Origin of the sequence: Flavobacterium ardleyense (genome assembly GCF_042686085.1) — a bacterium.
GTDB lineage: Bacteria > Bacteroidota > Bacteroidia > Flavobacteriales > Flavobacteriaceae > Flavobacterium > Flavobacterium ardleyense.
This window is the reverse complement of sequence record NZ_JBHUOL010000001.1, coordinates 95,730-113,845: the sequence shown is the minus strand read 5'-3', so window position 1 is coordinate 113,845 and position 18,116 is coordinate 95,730. Positions and strand designations below refer to the sequence as shown.

Annotated in this window: 17 protein-coding genes; 12 read left to right on the top strand and 5 right to left on the bottom strand. The window is 33.6% G+C overall.

Annotation, left to right across the window (positions count from 1 at the left end; genetic code table 11):
• Window positions 1-1,520: 1,520 nt before the first annotated feature.
• On the bottom strand, window positions 1,521-2,210 hold the full coding sequence (locus tag ACFSX9_RS00545) for a DUF4294 domain-containing protein (RefSeq protein ID WP_379803062.1): 690 nt from the start codon (window positions 2,208-2,210) through the stop codon (window positions 1,521-1,523).
• A gap of 110 nt (window positions 2,211-2,320) precedes the next feature.
• Between ACFSX9_RS00545 and ACFSX9_RS00540 the strand changes: the two genes are divergently transcribed.
• The 6 genes from ACFSX9_RS00540 (at window position 2,321) to ACFSX9_RS00515 (ending at window position 7,422) form a co-directional block, all read left to right on the top strand.
• Window positions 2,321-3,409 carry a M42 family metallopeptidase gene (locus ACFSX9_RS00540; protein WP_379803060.1) on the top strand — a complete coding sequence of 363 codons (1,089 nt, stop codon included), beginning with the start codon at window positions 2,321-2,323 and terminating at the stop codon, window positions 3,407-3,409.
• A 135-nt stretch (window positions 3,410-3,544) separates the two neighbouring features.
• Window positions 3,545-4,096: an RNA polymerase sigma factor gene (locus ACFSX9_RS00535; RefSeq protein ID WP_379803057.1), complete on the top strand. Its 552-nt coding sequence runs from the start codon at window positions 3,545-3,547 to the stop codon at window positions 4,094-4,096.
• Window positions 4,086-4,610 carry a hypothetical protein gene (locus ACFSX9_RS00530; RefSeq protein WP_379803054.1) on the top strand — a complete coding sequence of 175 codons (525 nt, stop codon included), beginning with the start codon at window positions 4,086-4,088 and terminating at the stop codon, window positions 4,608-4,610. Before ACFSX9_RS00535 ends, ACFSX9_RS00530 begins: the two co-directional genes overlap by 11 nt.
• On the top strand, window positions 4,594-5,646 hold the full coding sequence (locus ACFSX9_RS00525; protein WP_379803051.1) for a hypothetical protein: 1,053 nt from the start codon (window positions 4,594-4,596) through the stop codon (window positions 5,644-5,646). Before ACFSX9_RS00530 ends, ACFSX9_RS00525 begins: the two co-directional genes overlap by 17 nt.
• 3 nt (window positions 5,647-5,649) lie before the next feature.
• Window positions 5,650-6,369 (top strand): head GIN domain-containing protein, encoded by a 720-nt coding sequence (locus ACFSX9_RS00520; RefSeq protein WP_379803048.1) that lies wholly within the window; start codon window positions 5,650-5,652, stop codon window positions 6,367-6,369.
• A 15-nt stretch (window positions 6,370-6,384) separates the two neighbouring features.
• On the top strand, window positions 6,385-7,422 hold the full coding sequence (locus tag ACFSX9_RS00515) for a S41 family peptidase (RefSeq protein ID WP_379803045.1): 1,038 nt from the start codon (window positions 6,385-6,387) through the stop codon (window positions 7,420-7,422).
• A gap of 104 nt (window positions 7,423-7,526) precedes the next feature.
• Here ACFSX9_RS00515 and ACFSX9_RS00510 read toward each other — a convergent pair whose 3' ends face one another.
• From ACFSX9_RS00510 to ACFSX9_RS00495, 4 genes are all read right to left on the bottom strand, one after another.
• Window positions 7,527-8,477, bottom strand: a complete 951-nt coding sequence (locus ACFSX9_RS00510; RefSeq protein WP_379803042.1) for a phosphoribosylaminoimidazolesuccinocarboxamide synthase — start codon at window positions 8,475-8,477, stop codon at window positions 7,527-7,529.
• Window positions 8,478-8,582: 105 nt separating this feature from the next.
• Entirely contained in the window at window positions 8,583-9,110 is a 528-nt protein-coding gene (locus tag ACFSX9_RS00505) for a hypothetical protein (RefSeq protein ID WP_379803039.1), read from the bottom strand.
• Window positions 9,111-9,256: 146 nt separating this feature from the next.
• Window positions 9,257-9,895 (bottom strand): hypothetical protein, encoded by a 639-nt coding sequence (locus tag ACFSX9_RS00500; RefSeq protein ID WP_379803037.1) that lies wholly within the window; start codon window positions 9,893-9,895, stop codon window positions 9,257-9,259.
• Between the two features lie 78 nt (window positions 9,896-9,973).
• The gene (locus tag ACFSX9_RS00495; protein ID WP_379803034.1) at window positions 9,974-10,927 is read right to left on the bottom strand and encodes a PhoH family protein; all 954 of its coding nucleotides are present in this window, start codon (window positions 10,925-10,927) and stop codon (window positions 9,974-9,976) included.
• 106 nt (window positions 10,928-11,033) lie between these two features.
• On the opposite strand from ACFSX9_RS00495, the gene ACFSX9_RS00490 reads away from it, so the two are divergent.
• From ACFSX9_RS00490 to mnmE, 6 genes are all read left to right on the top strand, one after another.
• Window positions 11,034-11,864, top strand: a complete 831-nt coding sequence (locus tag ACFSX9_RS00490) for an SAM hydrolase/SAM-dependent halogenase family protein (RefSeq protein ID WP_379803032.1) — start codon at window positions 11,034-11,036, stop codon at window positions 11,862-11,864.
• Window positions 11,865-11,868: 4 nt separating this feature from the next.
• Window positions 11,869-12,165, top strand: a complete 297-nt coding sequence (locus tag ACFSX9_RS00485; protein ID WP_379803029.1) for a putative quinol monooxygenase — start codon at window positions 11,869-11,871, stop codon at window positions 12,163-12,165.
• Window positions 12,166-12,207: 42 nt separating this feature from the next.
• Window positions 12,208-12,933, top strand: a complete 726-nt coding sequence (gldF, locus tag ACFSX9_RS00480; protein WP_379803026.1) for a gliding motility-associated ABC transporter permease subunit GldF — start codon at window positions 12,208-12,210, stop codon at window positions 12,931-12,933.
• Window positions 12,933-14,615 carry a gliding motility-associated ABC transporter substrate-binding protein GldG gene (gene gldG, locus ACFSX9_RS00475; protein WP_379803024.1) on the top strand — a complete coding sequence of 561 codons (1,683 nt, stop codon included), beginning with the start codon at window positions 12,933-12,935 and terminating at the stop codon, window positions 14,613-14,615. Before gldF ends, gldG begins: the two co-directional genes overlap by 1 nt.
• Before the next feature lie 87 nt (window positions 14,616-14,702).
• Window positions 14,703-15,821, top strand: coding sequence for a DNA polymerase III subunit beta (dnaN, locus tag ACFSX9_RS00470; protein ID WP_379803021.1), 1,119 nt, complete (start codon window positions 14,703-14,705; stop codon window positions 15,819-15,821).
• 781 nt (window positions 15,822-16,602) lie between these two features.
• Window positions 16,603-18,003: a tRNA uridine-5-carboxymethylaminomethyl(34) synthesis GTPase MnmE gene (gene mnmE, locus ACFSX9_RS00465; RefSeq protein WP_379803019.1), complete on the top strand. Its 1,401-nt coding sequence runs from the start codon at window positions 16,603-16,605 to the stop codon at window positions 18,001-18,003.
• Window positions 18,004-18,116: the final 113 nt, after the last annotated feature.

The window sequence follows — 18,116 nt, the reverse complement described above, 5'->3', positions numbered from 1 at the left end:
TTCATACTTTATTTTTAATCTTTTTTTAACCTTTGTCTTAACTCATTGATAACAAGAAGTTAATGTATAAAAGTTTTTTTGAAGTTTTTTTTAGCTTAACGGTTAAAGGCGGGATTATGATGCGTTACCAGCAGTAGCATAACCATTACAATAGCGTCCCTCCTATTTAAAATTCTTGCTCCGATTTAAAAATAATGTGCTTTTTATTGAAATTAGCGCTTTTTTGATGGTTCTATCCCTTAAACAGAAGCAAATATTTTTATTTATTTTATACAATCAGGGTTTTAGATCGTGGAATTTTACTTTCAAAGTGGTTTGAAGCGTGATTTGCCCCTTATATCATCTGGTGAATTCTACTATTTTTATAAAAGAAGGTTTTTTTTATTTTTCACATCTAGTGGAAATTGACGTTGAATGTGAAAATTGGAGTTATTAATATCTTTATGCAGATCTTGTATTGACGTTGATATTTGAATTATTGGAAAATCGATGGAATTGGGATTTAATTGACGGAGTTTAAAGATTGGAATATTTGCTCCTTATATATAGGTGTAATAATTCAGATGCTGAAATGAATTCAGCATGACAAAGATTTGTATTAAGAATCTAGGAAGTTTGCTCCTTATATATAGGTGTAGAAAATGGGGATGCTGAAATGAGTTCAGCATGACAAGACTGAGATAAAGATTATCGGTAAAGATTTAAAGAAGTTTGCTCCTTGTATATAGGTGTGAAATTATTTAGATGCTGAAACGAGTTCAGCATGACAAATCTTGTGATTAGGAATCGAGAAAGTTTGCTCCTTATATAGGTATGAATAATTAGATGCTGAAACGAGTTCTGCATGGCAAATCTTATTCTTACGAATCGAGGAAATTTACTCCTTATATATAGGTGTAAATATTTAGATGCTGAAATGAATTCAGCATGACAAGAATCGTGATGAAGTTTGCGGGAAGGGATTATGGAATCTGCTCCTTATATATAGGTGTAGAAAAATGAGATCCTGAAACGAGTTCAGCATGACAAATCTTACTTTCATTAATCGAGGAAGTTTACTCCTTATATATATATAGGTGTAGAAAATTGAGATGCTAAAACGAAATCAGCATGACAAAGAATCGTGAGAAAGTTCGTGAGAATGGATTTTGGAATCTGCTCCTTATATATAGGAGTAATAATTGAGATGCTGAAACGAGTTCGGCATGACAAGATTGAGAGAAAGATTGTCGTTAAAGATTTAAAGAAGTATCCTCCTTATACATAAATGTGAAATTATTTAGATGCTGAAACGAGTTTAGCATGACAAAGACCGAGAGAAAGACTGAGAGAATTATCCACACAAAGATTGGAAGGGATAGTAAACTGGAAAGCTACACGTTTTTTGATAGCCCCGATGGGAGTGGCATCCTTTTTATAAACCCATCAGGTTTCATAAAACCTGGTGGGTTTGTAAAAAGATAGAACGGACAGCGGGACGAATAGTCTTATGAAATGCTAATCTGTGCTCCTAATAAAAATTAATCTTGCTTAGCTTCTGATTTTGGTTTGGTTTTGTTTGACCAGTATCCATTCAGTTGATTGAAGTTTATCGGAATTTTTGCTTCTTGCTTAATCAACTGATTTAACTGAAAAGCGGTGTCTAACATTCCTTCGATGTGATAATCTTCCATTACTTCATACGGTTTGTATTCTGTCTTGAGGTCGATACTAAACATTTTAGCTGCTGAATTTGCCCAAAATGCTTTCCAACTGCTTTTGTATTCTTTGATTAAATCAAAAGTGGAGGTTCCGGTTTGTCTGTGAATCAGTTTTACTAATATTTGTCCGTCTTTACGAGATAGTTTTTTTAAACGAGGTTCGAATTCTTCTTCCAGGTACTTTTCAACAATTTTGAAGTATTTCTTTTTTTCCTTATCCGTTTTTAACTTGGCCATTGTGGCATTCATCTGCGTTAATTTATCGGCCGTAAGTTTAGCGTAGGGATAAACTCTAAAAATACGTCGTTTTAAAATCAGCTTTGCTTTTCGCTCTTCGTCATTAAACGTAGTTACACCATCAGGAGAAACAATGATTTCACGCAATTCCATAGAATAAATAATAGACGAATCTTGAGCCGTCATTACTAAGCTGTCTTTTTTAACCTGTCCAAAACCACAAAAGCTAAAGAAGAGGAAGAAGAGAAAACACGTGAATTTTATTTTAAACATAATATAATAACTTCGCTGAATAATGATACAATCAAAAAGTAGTTCAAAAATATCAAATATATATGTAATTCTGATTAGTTATTTCTAATTTAGCAAAAAAAATATTTTAAATGACTACTAAATCGATATTAAAGGAGTCTTCAATGACTTTTTTGGAAAATTATTTGAATAACGCTTCGCCAACAGGATATGAATCTGAAGGACAAAAACTATGGATGGACTATTTAAAACCATACGTGGATACTTTTATGACGGACACTTATGGAAGTGCTGTTGGAATTATTAATCCAGATGCTCCTTTCAGAGTTGTAATCGAAGGTCACGCAGACGAAATTTCGTGGTATGTGAATTATATTACAGATGAAGGTTTAATTTATGTGATTAGAAATGGCGGAAGTGATCACATGATTGCACCTTCTAAACGCGTAAATATTCATACTAAAAAAGGAATTGTAAGAGGTGTTTTTGGTTGGCCAGCAATTCATACTAGAAATAGAGACAAAGAAGAACCGGCAAAAATCAGTAATATCTTCATCGATTGTGGTTGTTCTACCAAAGCTGAAGTGGAAGCTTTAGGCGTTCACGTAGGTTGTGTGATTACTTATCCTGATAATTTTGAGGTTTTAAACAAAGATAAATTTGTTTCTAGAGCAATTGATAACCGAATGGGTGGTTTTATGATTGCTGAAGTGGCTCGTTTATTAAAAGAAAATAAGAAAACGTTACCTTTTGGCTTGTACATTGTGAATTCGGTGCAGGAGGAAATTGGTTTACGTGGTGCCGAAATGATCACGCAAACCATCAAACCAAACGTTGCTATTATTACCGATGTTTGTCACGATACCAATACGCCAATGATTGATAAGAAAATCGAAGGTGATTTAAAAATGGGTAAAGGTCCAGTTATTGCTTACGCTCCAGCGACTCAAAATGTGTTAAGAGAAATGATTGTTGATACAGCGGTTGCGAATGATATTCCGTTCCAACGTCATGCTTCTTCAAGAGCAACTGGAACAGATACTGATGCTTTTGCTTATAGTAATGGTGGAGTTCCGTCGGCATTAATTTCACTTCCGTTGCGTTATATGCACACGACTGTTGAAATGGTTCACAGAGATGACGTGGAAAATGTGATTAAATTAATCTATGAAACTTTATTGAAATTAGAGAATAATCACGATTTTTCCTACTTCAAATAATATACAATTGCGAAAAGCTTTTCTAAAATCCGAATTTAACCGTTCGGATTTTTTATTTTTATGAAAATATTTTTACCAAACTGTAACATTATGAAAATTGTGTTGTCTTTTGTGTAGATGAATTAACTAATCAACTTGAAAAACCAAAATTCGGAAATAGCTTTTTTGCTTCAGCAATGCAAAGAGAACAATCAGAAAGCACAACTTGCGATCTATAATCAATATTATAGTGCGATGTTTAATGTGGCTTTTAGAATTGTGAACGATAAAGCATTGGCCGAAGAAATTATGCAAGACGGATTTCTGAGTGCTTTCACAAAATTAGATTCCTATAGTGGCAATGTAACGTTTGGTGCTTGGCTGAAGAAAATCGTTGTGAACCGAAGTATTAATGAATTGAAAAAAAATTCGAATTATAAAACGGAAAGTCTGAATGAGAATTTTGAGTTGGTTGACCCAAATGAAGAAGAATCGTTATCGGTAAATTCATTAAAAGCCGAACAAGTTTTAAAAATTATGCAAGGCTTGAAGCCGAATTATAAAGTTATTTTGACTTTGTTTTTTATTGAAGGTTATGATTTAGAAGAGATTTCAGGCATTTTGAATATTTCGAATGAAAATTGCAGAACGACAATGAGTAGAGCAAAAGAAAGTTTAAGAAAAAAAGCGAATGAATATGGAGCATAAAAATATAAATGAATTGTTTGAAGGAACTACTAATTGGGATTTCGAAAACCCGGAAAGTGGTCACGAAAAACGATTTTTAGAAAAGCTAAAAGTGGCTAAGCCGAAGAAAAGAAATTGGATTCCGTTATCGCTTGTGGCTTCTTTATTTTTGAGTTTTGGTGTTTTGATGTATTTCTATTCGAATTCTCAGCAAGAAGAAATTCAGTTATCACCACAAGTTCAGGAAACGCAGGATTATTTTTCATCGGTAATTCAGTCTGAGTTGAAAAATTTGAAGGAGCAGAAAAATCCGATGACTACAGTTTTGATTACGGATGCTTTAAACGAAATGAAAAAACTAGAAACCGATTATGAAAAATTGAAAAAAGAAATTGCGAAAAATGGAGAAAACAAACAAGTAATCTTTGCCATGATTACCAATATGCAAACCCGAATTTCCTTTTTACAACAAGTTATGGAACAAGTAGAACAGCTTAATAATTTTAATACCGATAAAAATGAAAACCACTTATAAACTCTTATTCTTACTGATTTTAATCCCGAAATTGATTTGGGCTTATGACGAGAAAAAGGCTTTCAACAAAGAAAAAACACTTTCTAAAACTTACGAAGTAAATGCAGATGCTTTATTGAACGTGAATAATAAATACGGAGCAATTAATGTGTATTTGTGGGATGAAAGTAAAATTTCAATTCAAGTAAATATTAAGGTTTCCGGAAATAACGAATCAAAAGTAAATGAACTTTTGAAAGCAATTGATGTGAGTTTCCAAGGAAATATAAGTAAAATTTCTGCTAAAACAGAATTAAACACTAAAAATGGAAGTGGTAACAACATTAGTTACGAAATTAATTATGTGGTTAAAATTCCAAGAAACGGAAGCGTTGATTTGGTAAATAAATACGGAAACATCGCCATCGATAAATTAAATGGTAGTTCGACTATTGAATGTAAATATGGAAGTTTGACTTTAGGCCAATTCACTAATAAATCAAACACTATAACTTTGGCTTACTCGCCCAGCACAACTATCAATTCAATTGATAAATTGAGTTTAAAAAGTCAGTATTCTACTGTTGAAATTGGGAAAGCGAATCAATTAAGTATTAATGGAAATTATAATACTTTTGTATTTCAAACTATTGAAAATCTAAATATTGCTTCAAATTATACTAAGATAAAATCTACTTCACTTTCAAAATCGACTATAAATGGAAATTACCTAACTTTAAAATTAGGCGAAATTAAAAATGCAACTACCATTAATTCGAATTACAGCGATATTTATTTAGAAGGTAATTCTAGAACAAATTCAATTTCAATCGATGGAAATTATTCACATGCAAAAATTGCTTGTGCTTCAGATTATGCTTTTGACTTCGATGTTGCTTTGTCTTATGGTTCTTTTAAAGATAGTTTAGGCGTAAAATATACTGATAAAGATGAAAAAAGCACTTCAAAATCCTACTCAGGTTATCATTTAAGTCAAGGGAAATCAAAAATTAATATAAATACCAATTACGGATCTGTTCAATTATTAACTAAATAAATTATGAAAAAACTAGCTTTAACACTTGTATTACTGTGCTTTACGTTTACCAATGCACAAAAAAAGAATAGCCGAAAAATTAAAGAAAGTGGCGTTCAAACTACTCAGAATCGCACCACCGGAACTTACGATGCAATAAATGCGGGAGGTTCTTTTAAAATTCTTTTGGTTGCTGGAAAAGAAGGGAATATTACAATCCAAGGGGATGAGAATATTATCACTCATATTGTAACCGAGGTTAAGAATAACGAACTGCACATTTCTTTCGAGAAAAATTTAAATGTGAATTATCGTTCAGAAATAACTATAACGGTTCCAGTTGAAGAAATAAGCGGCATTACGTTTTCAGGTTCAGGCGATGTTATTTCAAAAACGACATTAAATGCTTCAAATTTCAATGTAAAATTATCCGGTTCAGGTGATGTTGACATAGATGTGAATGCCACGAAAATAACTGCTTCATTAACTGGTTCAGGTGATATTAATATTTCTGGAAAAACTAAAGAATTAGAAGCTAAAGTTGTGGGTTCAGGCGACATTGATTGTTCGAAGTTAGTTTCGGAAAACGCAAGTGTAGCCGTTTCAGGTTCAGGCGATTTAAAAGTAAATTGCACGAATAACTTAACTGCAGCAGTAGCCGGAAGTGGCACCATAAAATACAAAAACAAACCTGCAACTGTGGACAAAACTGTAGCCGGTTCGGGAGAAATCATTGGATATTAACCAACAATTTACTTTATGAAAAAACGCTTGATACTTTTTGTGTTTTTAGGATTTACAGTTAACAACTTAAACGCACAGAAATTAAAATCTTCTCAAGATAGCATACGCGTCTTTTATGATAAACTATTTTCAGTAATGGAAAAAGGATATTTGTACAAAGACAAAGTAGAATGGTCTGAATTACGAACAAAAGTTGTAAAAGACCTACCTCAATATCCTGATTTTAAAAGTTCGCTAAAAGAAGTGGCGACCATTTTTGATTTTGCAGCTGCAGATCACTGTAGTGTAAAATATAAAGACGTTAGCTATACAGGTAATTTCCCAGGTCCTACTGCTAAAGATTTTAGCGAGCAATGGTTGGGAAAATATAAAACGAAGCCAAATTTTGAAGTTAAAGTACTAGACGACCAATTTGGTTATATTTTGATGCCCGAAATAATTATGGACGACTTTAGTTCAAAAAACACTCATAGTATAGCGCAACCTATGTACGATTCCATTAATAAAATTAAAAATTCGCATCAGCTAAAAGGATGGATCATTGATTTGCGTTTTAATACCGGTGGTAATTGTGTGCCGATGCTTTTGGGATTGTATGATTTTCTTGGTGATAATGATATTTGGGCAACGATTAACCTAGAAAAAGAAGTAATAAGTAAAATTACATTAAGCAAAGGGAAATATATAAGTGGTTCTAAAAAAATATCGTACATAAATCCAAAAGGAATATTGCTCGATACAGCAAAAGTTGCAGTTCTTACAAACATTGCGACAGGAAGTTCTGGTGAAGTAACTGCTTTAGCATTTAAAGGGAGAGCGAATACTATTTTTATTGGCGAAAAAACAAATGGGAAGACTACAACGAACCGTGTGGCAGATTTAGCTTTCGGCGCCTATATTTCCATAACAGGAGGTTACGATGCTGATAGAACTGGTACTTTTTACGAACAAATAATTCCAGATATTACAATTACTAATCAAGATAATTTTGATGATTTGCTTTTAGACGGAAACGTTCAGGAAGCTATTAAATTCATAACCGACAAAGAATAATCACAACGAAATACTGTGAAGATTCTAGGGAATAAACTTATATTTTAAAATTAGGAGTGGTTATAAAAAAATCCCAAATCAGCTGATTTGGGATTTTTTGTATTTTATCTATTTTGAAGGTAATTTAAAACATTCTTTTCGATGCGTTCGTTGATGTTTGAAATATCTGCTTTTACGAATTTCTCTCCTAATATATTTTCGTACAATTCAATATATCTTTCTGAAACCGTTTCGATATATGCTTCTGTCATATCTGGAATTTGTTGTCCGTCTTTTCCTTGGAAACCGTTTTCAATTAACCAACGGCGTACAAATTCTTTCGACAATTGCTTTTGCTCTTCATTATTGTCTTGACGGTTTTGATATCCTTCCGAATAAAAATAACGCGAAGAATCTGGTGTGTGAATTTCGTCAATTAAAACGATTACGCCTTCTTTAGTTTTTCCGAATTCGTATTTTGTATCTACTAAAATTAAACCACGAGATAAAGCAATTTCAGTTCCTCTTTGGTATAAAGCTCTAGTATATTTTTCTAAAACGATGTAATCTGCTTCCGAAACAATTCCGTTTGCCAAAATCGCTTCACGCGAAATATCTTCATCGTGTGAACCGTTGTCTGCTTTTGTTGTTGGTGTAATTATCGGAGTTGGAAATTTATCATTTTCTTTTAATCCTTCCGGCATTGAAACACCACAAATCATTCTTTTTCCTTCTGCATATTCACGTGCGGCGTGACCTGATAAATAACCTCTAATTACCATTTCCACTTTAAAAGGTTCGCACAAGTGACCCACTGCTACACTTGGATCTGGTGTTGCAATTAACCAATTGGGAACAATATCTGAAGTCAACTCCATGAATTTAGTAGCAATCTGATTTAAGATTTGACCTTTGTAAGGAATTCCTTTAGGCAAAACTACATCAAAAGCCGAAAGTCGGTCAGTAGCCACCATTACTAATAAATCGTCGTTGATATTGTAAACTTCTCTAACTTTTCCACGATAAACTGATTTTTGACCAGGGAAATTGAAGTCGGTAGTGGTAATTGTATTCATTTGTTGTGTTGTTGTTTGTGTTGCGCAAAAGTAATTGAATTATTTCCTTTCTGAAAATTTTATTGCAATAAAAAAGGAGACCATTAAGCCTCCTTTAATTTCTTATTATTTGAATCTAATATTATATGTTGCTCCTAATCCTAAAGAGCGAATATTTATATCATCTGTAAATGTATTCTGATAATATCCGTAAAAATTCCAATCTCTATTATGGTAACCAATCTGCGGATTGATATACAAACCACCATCGTTATTTTCTACATTAGAAAGAATACCAAAACCGAAATCCGTTCCGATAAATAATCCTTCTTTTTGGAAATAGTAACGTGCAAATCCAGCCAACGGAATTACTCCAAAATCTTCAACCTCATCTTTTCCAAAGAAATGATTGTATCCCGAAGCAAAACCCACTGCAAAATGTGCGGTGAACAAATATTGTGCTCTCACATCAACGCCTACATTGAAAGACGCAACATCTTTTGTATCACTCATAGGAACACCCGCTGTTAATCCGGCTTTAAACCAAGAGTTTTTTGGCGTCACTTCCACTTTTGGAATCACTAATTTTGGTGCTTCTTGTGCAAACGTAAAACCCAAACTTAGTGTGGCTACTACTAAAACTACCTTTTTCATATCAATAAATCTTTGTTGCGATTGAACCTTTGCGTGTTAAAGCACGAACCATTAAATATAAAAAACTACGCTGGAAAATTTCCAAGAATTTTTCAGATGAGCAAATACCATTCAATTGCTCATACAAGGCGTTAGGCACTGGATTTTCATTCAAAATATGCCTTAATTTTTGACCAAAAACTAACCTTTTTTGGTTGTCTTTTATTTTCTCTTTCCGCAATCTTTTCAAGAAATTTTTCTGGGTCAGTTAAAAATTCCACTGCGTTAGATTTCTTTAAATTCTCATAAATTAATTCAGATTTAGGTTCAAATAAAATTCCGTCTGTATTAAAAACCATTAAATCATTTTGCTCACATAAGTTAAGCATTCCGTTCAAAAATTCGGTTATATTTTCTTTTTTACGCAAATCCGCTCTGAATTGAAATTCCGAAATTATATTCGTTTTTTTATCATAAGCAATATGTGCGTCATTATCTTCAAACTTTTCTGAATTACCTTTCCAACCTATAAATCCAGAATCTTCATCGTCATTCCAATCGCCACGAGAAACTAATTTGTCAATTTGCTCCGTAGTTTTTTTAATATCGAGTTTTATATTTGTCCACCATTTTATAGTTTTCGCATCCTCAAATTCAGGGTCAGGAAATCCATTGTCATATTTTACATTTTCCCAATATTTCTCCCAACCATCATAATCAATTAATAATGTGCTAGGAATTTCTCCATATTTCTCAATTATAGCTTTTTTAGGAACGATATTTAATTGATATTGCCAAACAGCCATATGATTTTCGATGTTTTTTTAAAAAAATTGTGTTTAACTTTAAAAGTTTAATGATAACGAAGTAAGTTTGGTTTTATTTTACTCAATGTTTTCAATACTTTTATAAGCTTCGATGATTTTTCCTACTAAACGATGTCTAACTATATCTTTATCATCAAGGTAGATAATACCAACACCTTCCACATCTTTTAAAATTAAAATCGCTTCTTTCAATCCGGAAATGGTTCTTCTTGGTAAATCGACTTGTCCGGGATCTCCCGTGATCATAAATTTAGCGTTTTTGCCCATTCTAGTAAGGAACATTTTCATTTGCGAATGCGTGGTATTTTGTGCTTCGTCTAAAATCACAAAAGCATTATCCAACGTTCTTCCTCGCATAAAAGCCAAAGGTGCAATTTGAATAATTCCCTTCAAAATGTAATCTTCTAACGATTGAGGCGGTAACATATCGCGCAAAGCATCATATAAAGGTTGCATATACGGATCTAGTTTCTCTTTCATATCACCCGGAAGAAATCCTAAATTTTCACCTGCTTCAACTGCTGGTCGCGTTAATATGATTCTCTTAACTTGTTTATCTTTCAAAGCTTTCACCGCCATGGCAACACCCGTATAAGTTTTACCCGTTCCGGCCGGACCAATAGCAAAAACCATATCATTTTTATTTATGGAATCTACTAACTTTTGTTGGTTTGGCGTAATCGCTTTAATGAGCTTTCCTCCTATTCCGTGGACTAAAATTTTATCTCTATCGTGCATTTGTTGCACATCGTTTTGATGACTTGCTTCTAAAACTCTTAGAATAACATTGTCATCAATACTATTATAGCGTGTAAAATGTAGCATCAATCTTTTGAAACGTGTTTCAAATTCATCCAAAATCTCTGCTTCGCCAAAAGCTTTTAAAGTGGTGCCTCTAGCTACAATTTTTAATTTCGGATAATACTTTTTAATAGTTTCAAGATGAGCATCTTGTGCGCCCCAAAAATCTTTTGGAGCAATGTCGATTAATTCTATGACTCTTTCGTTCAAAGGCTTTGTTTTTTTAATTATTTTTGAAACGCTAAAATTATAGTAGCTTTGCAATCAAATTTACTAAAAACAAGCATTGCTTTCCGAATAAGTTATAAACAAAAAAATGTCAATAATTTCACTAACCACCGACTTTGGACACAAAGACTATTTCGTAGGCGCTTTGAAAGGCAAAATTTTGTCTGAACACAGAGAAGCAGTTATTGTAGACATTTCGCACGAAATTGACTTATTTAATACCGTTGAAGCCAGTTATTGCATTGAAGCTTCCTACAATAGTTTTCCAAAAGGGACGATTCATATTATTGCGGTGGATAGCGAACGTACGGACGAGATCCAACATATTGCTATGCAATGGGACGATCATTATTTTATTTGTGCCGATAACGGAATCCTTAATGCATTACTTCATAAGAAATTAGCGCAGAAAATGGTGTCAATTAACATTCACGATAGACTGCAAAAAAACGCAAGTGATATGGATGTTTTTGTGGCAGTTGCCGGACATATTTCTCGCGGCGGCTTGTTGAATGTGATTGGAAAAGAAATTTTCGACTTGAAACCAAAAAATACTTTTTCAACCGTACTTTCTAATGATTCACAAACCTTAATAGGTCAGATTATTTATATTGATTCCTTCGGAAATTGCGTTACTAATATTTCGCAGAAACAATTTACAGATTTATCGCGCAATAAAACCTTCGAAATAAAGGTGAAAAATAAAAAAATTACGCGTATTCATAGAAGTTATGCCGATTTCCCAATGGTTGATAGTCGAAACATTAAAGATTACGAAGGCGATTTCTTAGCCCTTTTTAATGAAAATGGTTTCCTTGAAATCGCCATTTATAAAAGCAATCCAAAAACAATTGGCGCTGCTTCCACTCTTTTAGGCTTGCGTTTTAGAGATTCTATTATTATCGAATTTAAAAATTAAAAAAATGTTTATAAGAATTGTAAAATTACGTTTTCACGAAGAGCATATTAACACTTTTTTAAATAATTTTGAAGAAGTAAAACACATGATTCGAAATTTTGAAGGCAATCAATTTTTAGAATTGTATCAAGATAAAAATGACCCGCGTATTTTCTTTACTTACAGCTATTGGGATAACGAAGAAGCCTTAGAAAAATATAGAGATTCAGTACTTTTTAATGACGTTTGGAGTTTTGTGAAAAAACTATTTAGCGACAAACCAGAAGCCTGGAGCGTGGATCGATTAGCAACCTTGGAATAAGATAGAAGTTATTATTCTTCTTAAAAAAATTAAACAAAATAAATGAAAGCACTATTATTAAGAGAAATTAAATCCTTTTTTGGTTCGCCAATAGGTTATTTAGTTATCGCTATTTTCCTTTTACTCAACGGTTTATTTCTTTGGGTTTTTGATGGCGACTTCAATATTCTAAATTCAGGATTTGCCGATATGGGTCCGTTTTTTAAATTAGCACCTTGGATTTTAATCTTCTTAATTCCGGCGGTAACCATGCGCAGTTTTTCAGATGAAATCAAACAAGGAACTATTGAATTATTGTTTACCAAACCTTTATCCAACTGGGACATTGTAAATGGAAAGTTCTTAGGCGCTTTTATCTTAATTGTACTGGCAATCGTTCCATCTATAATCTATGTTTTAACGATTTCACACTTTGGAAATCCACAAGGAAATATTGATATGGGAAGCACTTTAGGTTCGTATTTCGGACTGCTGTTTTTGATTGCTTCTTACACTTCAATCGGGATTTTCACTTCAACACTTTCGGACAATCAAATTGTGGCTTTTATAGTTGCTGTCTTTTGTTGTTTCTTTTTCTATTTTGGCTTTGACGGAATTGCCTCTCTATTTGGTAATTACAGCTCCACATTTGCTTCTTTAGGAATGGATTTTCATTTTAAAAGTATGAGTCGAGGGGTTTTAGATACTAGAGATATTATTTATTTCAGCAGTATCACCTTCCTGTTTTTATCGGCTACCGTTTATAAACTTAAAACGTTGAAATGGTAATGAAAAACAACAAACAACTTGCTTTAAAACAATTGGGAATTGTATTTTTAGCCATCGTAGCCCTTAATTTCTTAAGTAATTTCTTTTTCAAGCGTTTCGATTTAACGCAAGACAAACGCTATACTTTATCCGAAACAACTTTAAATATCATCAAAACGGTCGATAGTCCGTTACATATTGACGTTTATTTAGAAGGTAATTTTCCTCCCGAATTTACACGACTTCAAAATGAAGCCAAACAACTTTTAGAGGAATTTTCAGCTTATAACAGCAACATTCGTTTCCAATTCAAAAATCCAATTGAAAAAGAAGAAATGCGTGTAGAAGTAATGAAACAGTTCTATCAAAGAGGGATGCAACCCTTGAATATTACTGTTGAAGACAAAGGAAAACAATCGCAAGAAGTAGTATTTCCTTGGGCGCAAGCCACATACGGTGATAAATTCGCAAAAGTTAGTTTGTTAAAGAATTTAATGGGTGCTTCTACGGAAGAAAAAGTAATTAGTTCCGTCCAACATTTAGAGTTTGGATTTGCGGAAGCTATCACCAAGATTACCAAAGACAAGCAGAAGAAAATAGCAGTTATCAAAGGAAATGGCGAATTGCAAGATCCGTTTATTGCTGATTTCGTGAAGTCAGTTCGTGAGAGTTATTACATTGGAACCTTTACTTTAGATTCGGTATCAAAACAACCAACTCAAACGCTAGAAGCTTTAAAAAAATATGACTTAGCCGTAATTGCAAAACCTACGGAAGCCTTTACCGAAGAAGAAAAATTGGTCCTGGATCAATACATTATGAACGGTGGAAAAACGATTTGGATGGTTGATGCCGTTGCTGCTGATATGGACAGTTTATATAACGAAACCGGTACAATTTTAGCCGTTAATCGTGAACTGAATTTAACCGATATGTTCTTCAAATATGGTATTCGAATTAATCCGTTATTGGTGAAGGACGAATATGCGACACCGATTAAAATGGCTTCGGGAAACCAAGGTAGCGAAACGAAATTAGAAGAATATAAATGGCGTTTTTCACCTTTTGCTTATCCAACTTCGGTTCATCCGATTGTGAAAAATATAGAAGGAATTAAATTTGAGTTTGCTTCGCCAATAGAATTGCTGAAAAATGACATCAAGAAAACGGTTTTATTGAGTTCGTCTGAATATTCAAAACCAGTAGGAACACCAACTCCTATTTCATTGGAAATGGTAATGGAACAAACGACTCCCGAAGAATATCTAGGAAAAGGATTGTTACCTATGGCAGTTTTATTAGAAGGAAAATTCAAGTCGGCTTATCAAAATAGAATCTTGCCCTTTGCAGATAAAAAATTTCAGGCTGCAGGAAAAGACAATAAAATGATTGTGATTTCTGATGGTGATATCATTAAGAACCAATTAGACAAAGGAATGCCTTTAGAACTAGGTTTTGACAAGTATACCAATCAATTGTTTGGCAACAAAGATTTCTTGATGAATTGCGTCAATTATTTGTTGGATGACAACGGACTTATTAACATCCGAAGTAAAGATGTAAATTTACCCTTACTCAATAAAGAAGAAGTTTATAAAAATTACACGACTGCCCAAATCATAACTATCGGATTACCACTAGTTATATTAGCGCTTTTCGGATTTCTATTCACATTCTTACGCAAAAGGAAATATAGTAAGTAGATGTTGATAATTTGTTTTTGCATTTGAGTAGAATTAGAATATATTTGTGAAATATAAAATCAATTAACGATTTTAAAATACAAGATGATGAAGTTTATAGTATCGAGTTCGTATTTATTAAAACAATTACAAGTTTTAGGAAGTGTTATCAACAGTAGTAATACTTTACCAATTCTTGATAATTTCCTTTTTGAATTAGACAACAACCAATTAAAAGTTTCAGCTTCAGATTTAGAAACTACAATGACCGCGACTTTAGAAATTGATTCTACAAGTCAAGGAAGTGTAGCTATTCCTGCAAAACTTTTATTAGATATCTTAAAAACATTTCCTGAGCAGCCGTTAACTTTTACAGTAGAAGAAAATTCAACTGTAGAGATTAGTTCTAATTCAGGTAAATATGCAATTGCTTATGCTCCAGGAGATGAATTTCCAAAAGCAGTACAGTTAGACGATCCTTCAAAAACATTAGTTCCTGCTGAAGTATTAGCTACTGCAGTTAGTAAAACTATTTTTGCTGCTGGCAACGATGATTTACGCCCTGTAATGAGTGGTGTTTTCTTCCAGTTTTCACCAGAAGGATTAATTTTCGTAGCAACTGACGCACACAAATTAGTAAAATATGCACGCACGGATGTAAAAGCATCTCAAGTAGCTGATTTTATTATGCCAAAAAAACCTTTGAACATTTTAAAAGGAATTTTAGGCGCTTCTGATTCTGAAATTTCTATTGAATATAACGATTCAAATGCAACATTTTCTTTTGAAAACTATGTATTGACTTGTCGTTTAATTGATGGAAAATATCCAAATTATGAAGCGGTTATCCCGAAAGAGAATCCAAATAAATTATTAATCAACAGAATTCAGTTTTTAAACTCGGTTCGTCGTGTGGCGATTTTTGCTAACAAAACTACGCACCAAATTCGTTTGAAAATTGCTGGAACTGAATTGAACATTTCTGCAGAAGACATCGATTATTCTAACAAAGCAGACGAACGTTTGACTTGTGATTATCAAGGTGACGATATGCAAATTGGGTTCAACTCGCGTTTCCTTACAGAAATGTTGAATAACTTAACAAGTGACGAAATCCAATTAGAGATGTCAATGCCAAACAGAGCTGGAATTTTAACACCAGTTGACGGCTTAGACGAAGGAGAAACTGTTACGATGCTGGTTATGCCGGTAATGTTGAGCAACTAAAAAATTTAGAAATTAGAAGTCTGAATTTAGAATATTGCTTTCTAATCAGCTACTAATTCACAATATTCGATTTTACAGTTTTAACCCTGAAAGATCTTATGACCAAACCAAACTACTTTAAAAACCACTAAGCTTTTGCGATAGTGGTTTTTTAATTTTTATTTAACCACAAAGGCACAAAGGTTTCACAAAGTCCACAAGGAAAATAAAATATTGTCATGCTGAACTCGTTTCAGTATCTTTTTAAAACATATAAGTCAGATAAGTTTTTTTAAGTTTTTAAAATCTGTGTTTCAAAAAAATCCGCGCCCATCCGCGTTGCGTAGCATCCACCCAATCCGCGTTCCAACATATAAGACATATAAGTTCAACACAAAAATTTTTAAAATTTTTTAAATTCCTCCAATCTGTGTTGTAAAAAAAATCCGCGCCCATCCGCGTTGCGTAGCACCCGCCCAATCCGCGTTCCAACATATAAGTCAGATAAGTTTTTTTTAAGTTTTTTAAATCTGTGTTGCAAAAAAATCCGTGCCAATTCGCGTTGCGTAGCATCAGCCCAATCCGCGTTCCAACATATAAGACATATAAGTTCAACACAAAGATTTTTTAAATTTTTTAAATTCCTCCAATCTGTGTTCCAAAAAAATCCTTGCCCATCCGCGTTGCGTAGCATCCGTCCAATGCGCGTTCCAACCACAAACCTCAACGCGAACCATCCTCCCGAAAATGACCCTCCACTATTGCATCAAATTCTCTATCTTTGCACTATTAAATGAAAATTATGATTCCACAAGAAACTATTGTTGCTTTAGCCACGCCTTCGGGAGCCGGAGCCATTGCTATTATTCGATTATCTGGTGCCGACGCGATTGCGATTGCAGCTGAAGTATTTCAATCGGTTTCTGGAAAAGATATTACCAAACAAAAAACACATACGCTTCACCTCGGACACATTATGGACGGTGCGAAAACGTATGATCAAGTCTTACTATCTATTTTCAAAGGTCCGAATTCTTATACCGGTGAAAATGTGGTAGAGATTTCTTGTCACGGTTCCACATTCATCCAACAACAAATCATCCAACTATTGCTCCGTAAAGGCTCGAAAATGGCCCAGCCTGGTGAATTTACCTTACGTGCTTTTTTAAACGGGAAACTGGACTTATCGCAAGCAGAAGCGGTTGCTGACTTGATTGCATCCGATAATGAAGCGTCGCACCAAATTGCAATGCAACAAATGCGTGGTGGTTTTAGTAATGAAATAGCAAAACTTCGTGAAGAACTATTGAATTTTGCTTCCTTGATTGAATTGGAATTGGACTTCGCAGAAGAAGATGTAGAATTTGCAGACAGAACACAATTTCACGAATTACTAGAACGTATTGAATTCGTATTGAAACGTTTAATTGATTCCTTCGCCGTTGGAAACGTGATTAAGAACGGAATTCCAGTAGCAATTGTGGGCGAACCGAATGTTGGGAAATCCACTTTATTGAATGCTTTATTGAATGAAGAACGTGCCATCGTTTCAGACATTGCCGGAACAACTCGTGACACCATTGAAGACGAATTAATCATTGAAGGAATGAGTTTTAGATTTATTGATACTGCAGGAATTCGTGAAACAAAAGACGTGGTAGAAAGCATCGGGATTCAGAAGACGTTTGAGAAAATCGAGCAAGCACAAGTTGTAATCCTTTTGCTTGACGCAAAACAATTACAGGTTTCAGGTTTAAAGTTTCAGGTTGAAATAGAGAAAATCAAAAATAAGTTCCCATTAAAACCCCTTATCGTTTTAATTAACAAAGTAGATTTATTACCAATTGAAGAAGTTGAAACGATCCGCAAACAACTTGAAACTTTAAACTTGAAACTCGAAACTATCTCTGCCAAACAAAAAACAGGCATCGAAGAGCTGAAAAACACCTTGCTTTCATTTGTAAACACAGGAGCACTTCGCAATAATGAAACGATTGTTACGAATACACGTCATTATGATTCGCTCTTAAAAGCGTTGGAAGAAATTCAGAAAGTGAAATGGGGATTGGATTCGGGCATCTCGTCGGACTTAATGGCGATTGATATTCGTCAGGCGTTGTTCCATTTTGGAGAAATTACAGGGCAAGTATCTAATGATGAGTTGCTTGGTAATATATTTGCGAATTTTTGTATTGGGAAGTAAATACAAAATTTGATTCCTTTTTTATTCAAATTTTAATTAATAAAATTCCTTTGCGGAGAATAGAATTCTTATTCACCGCATAATTTGCGGAGAATAATCACTATATTTACCGC

What these genes read in the sequence shown, in the direction of transcription:
- ACFSX9_RS00545 (WP_379803062.1), bottom strand. Translation starts at nt 2,210, where the DNA reads ATGTTTAAAATAAAATTCACGTGTTTTCTCTTCTTCCTCTTCTTTAGC.
- ACFSX9_RS00540 (WP_379803060.1), top strand. Translation starts at nt 2,321, where the DNA reads ATGACTACTAAATCGATATTAAAGGAGTCTTCAATGACTTTTTTGGAA.
- ACFSX9_RS00530 (WP_379803054.1), top strand. Translation starts at nt 4,086, where the DNA reads ATGGAGCATAAAAATATAAATGAATTGTTTGAAGGAACTACTAATTGG.
- ACFSX9_RS00525 (WP_379803051.1), top strand. Translation starts at nt 4,594, where the DNA reads ATGAAAACCACTTATAAACTCTTATTCTTACTGATTTTAATCCCGAAA.
- ACFSX9_RS00520 (WP_379803048.1), top strand. Translation starts at nt 5,650, where the DNA reads ATGAAAAAACTAGCTTTAACACTTGTATTACTGTGCTTTACGTTTACC.
- ACFSX9_RS00515 (WP_379803045.1), top strand. Translation starts at nt 6,385, where the DNA reads ATGAAAAAACGCTTGATACTTTTTGTGTTTTTAGGATTTACAGTTAAC.
- ACFSX9_RS00510 (WP_379803042.1), bottom strand. Translation starts at nt 8,477, where the DNA reads ATGAATACAATTACCACTACCGACTTCAATTTCCCTGGTCAAAAATCA.
- ACFSX9_RS00505 (WP_379803039.1), bottom strand. Translation starts at nt 9,110, where the DNA reads ATGAAAAAGGTAGTTTTAGTAGTAGCCACACTAAGTTTGGGTTTTACG.
- ACFSX9_RS00500 (WP_379803037.1), bottom strand. Translation starts at nt 9,895, where the DNA reads ATGGCTGTTTGGCAATATCAATTAAATATCGTTCCTAAAAAAGCTATA.
- ACFSX9_RS00490 (WP_379803032.1), top strand. Translation starts at nt 11,034, where the DNA reads ATGTCAATAATTTCACTAACCACCGACTTTGGACACAAAGACTATTTC.
- ACFSX9_RS00485 (WP_379803029.1), top strand. Translation starts at nt 11,869, where the DNA reads ATGTTTATAAGAATTGTAAAATTACGTTTTCACGAAGAGCATATTAAC.
- gldF (WP_379803026.1), top strand. Translation starts at nt 12,208, where the DNA reads ATGAAAGCACTATTATTAAGAGAAATTAAATCCTTTTTTGGTTCGCCA.
- gldG (WP_379803024.1), top strand. Translation starts at nt 12,933, where the DNA reads ATGAAAAACAACAAACAACTTGCTTTAAAACAATTGGGAATTGTATTT.
- dnaN (WP_379803021.1), top strand. Translation starts at nt 14,703, where the DNA reads ATGAAGTTTATAGTATCGAGTTCGTATTTATTAAAACAATTACAAGTT.
- mnmE (WP_379803019.1), top strand. Translation starts at nt 16,603, where the DNA reads ATGATTCCACAAGAAACTATTGTTGCTTTAGCCACGCCTTCGGGAGCC.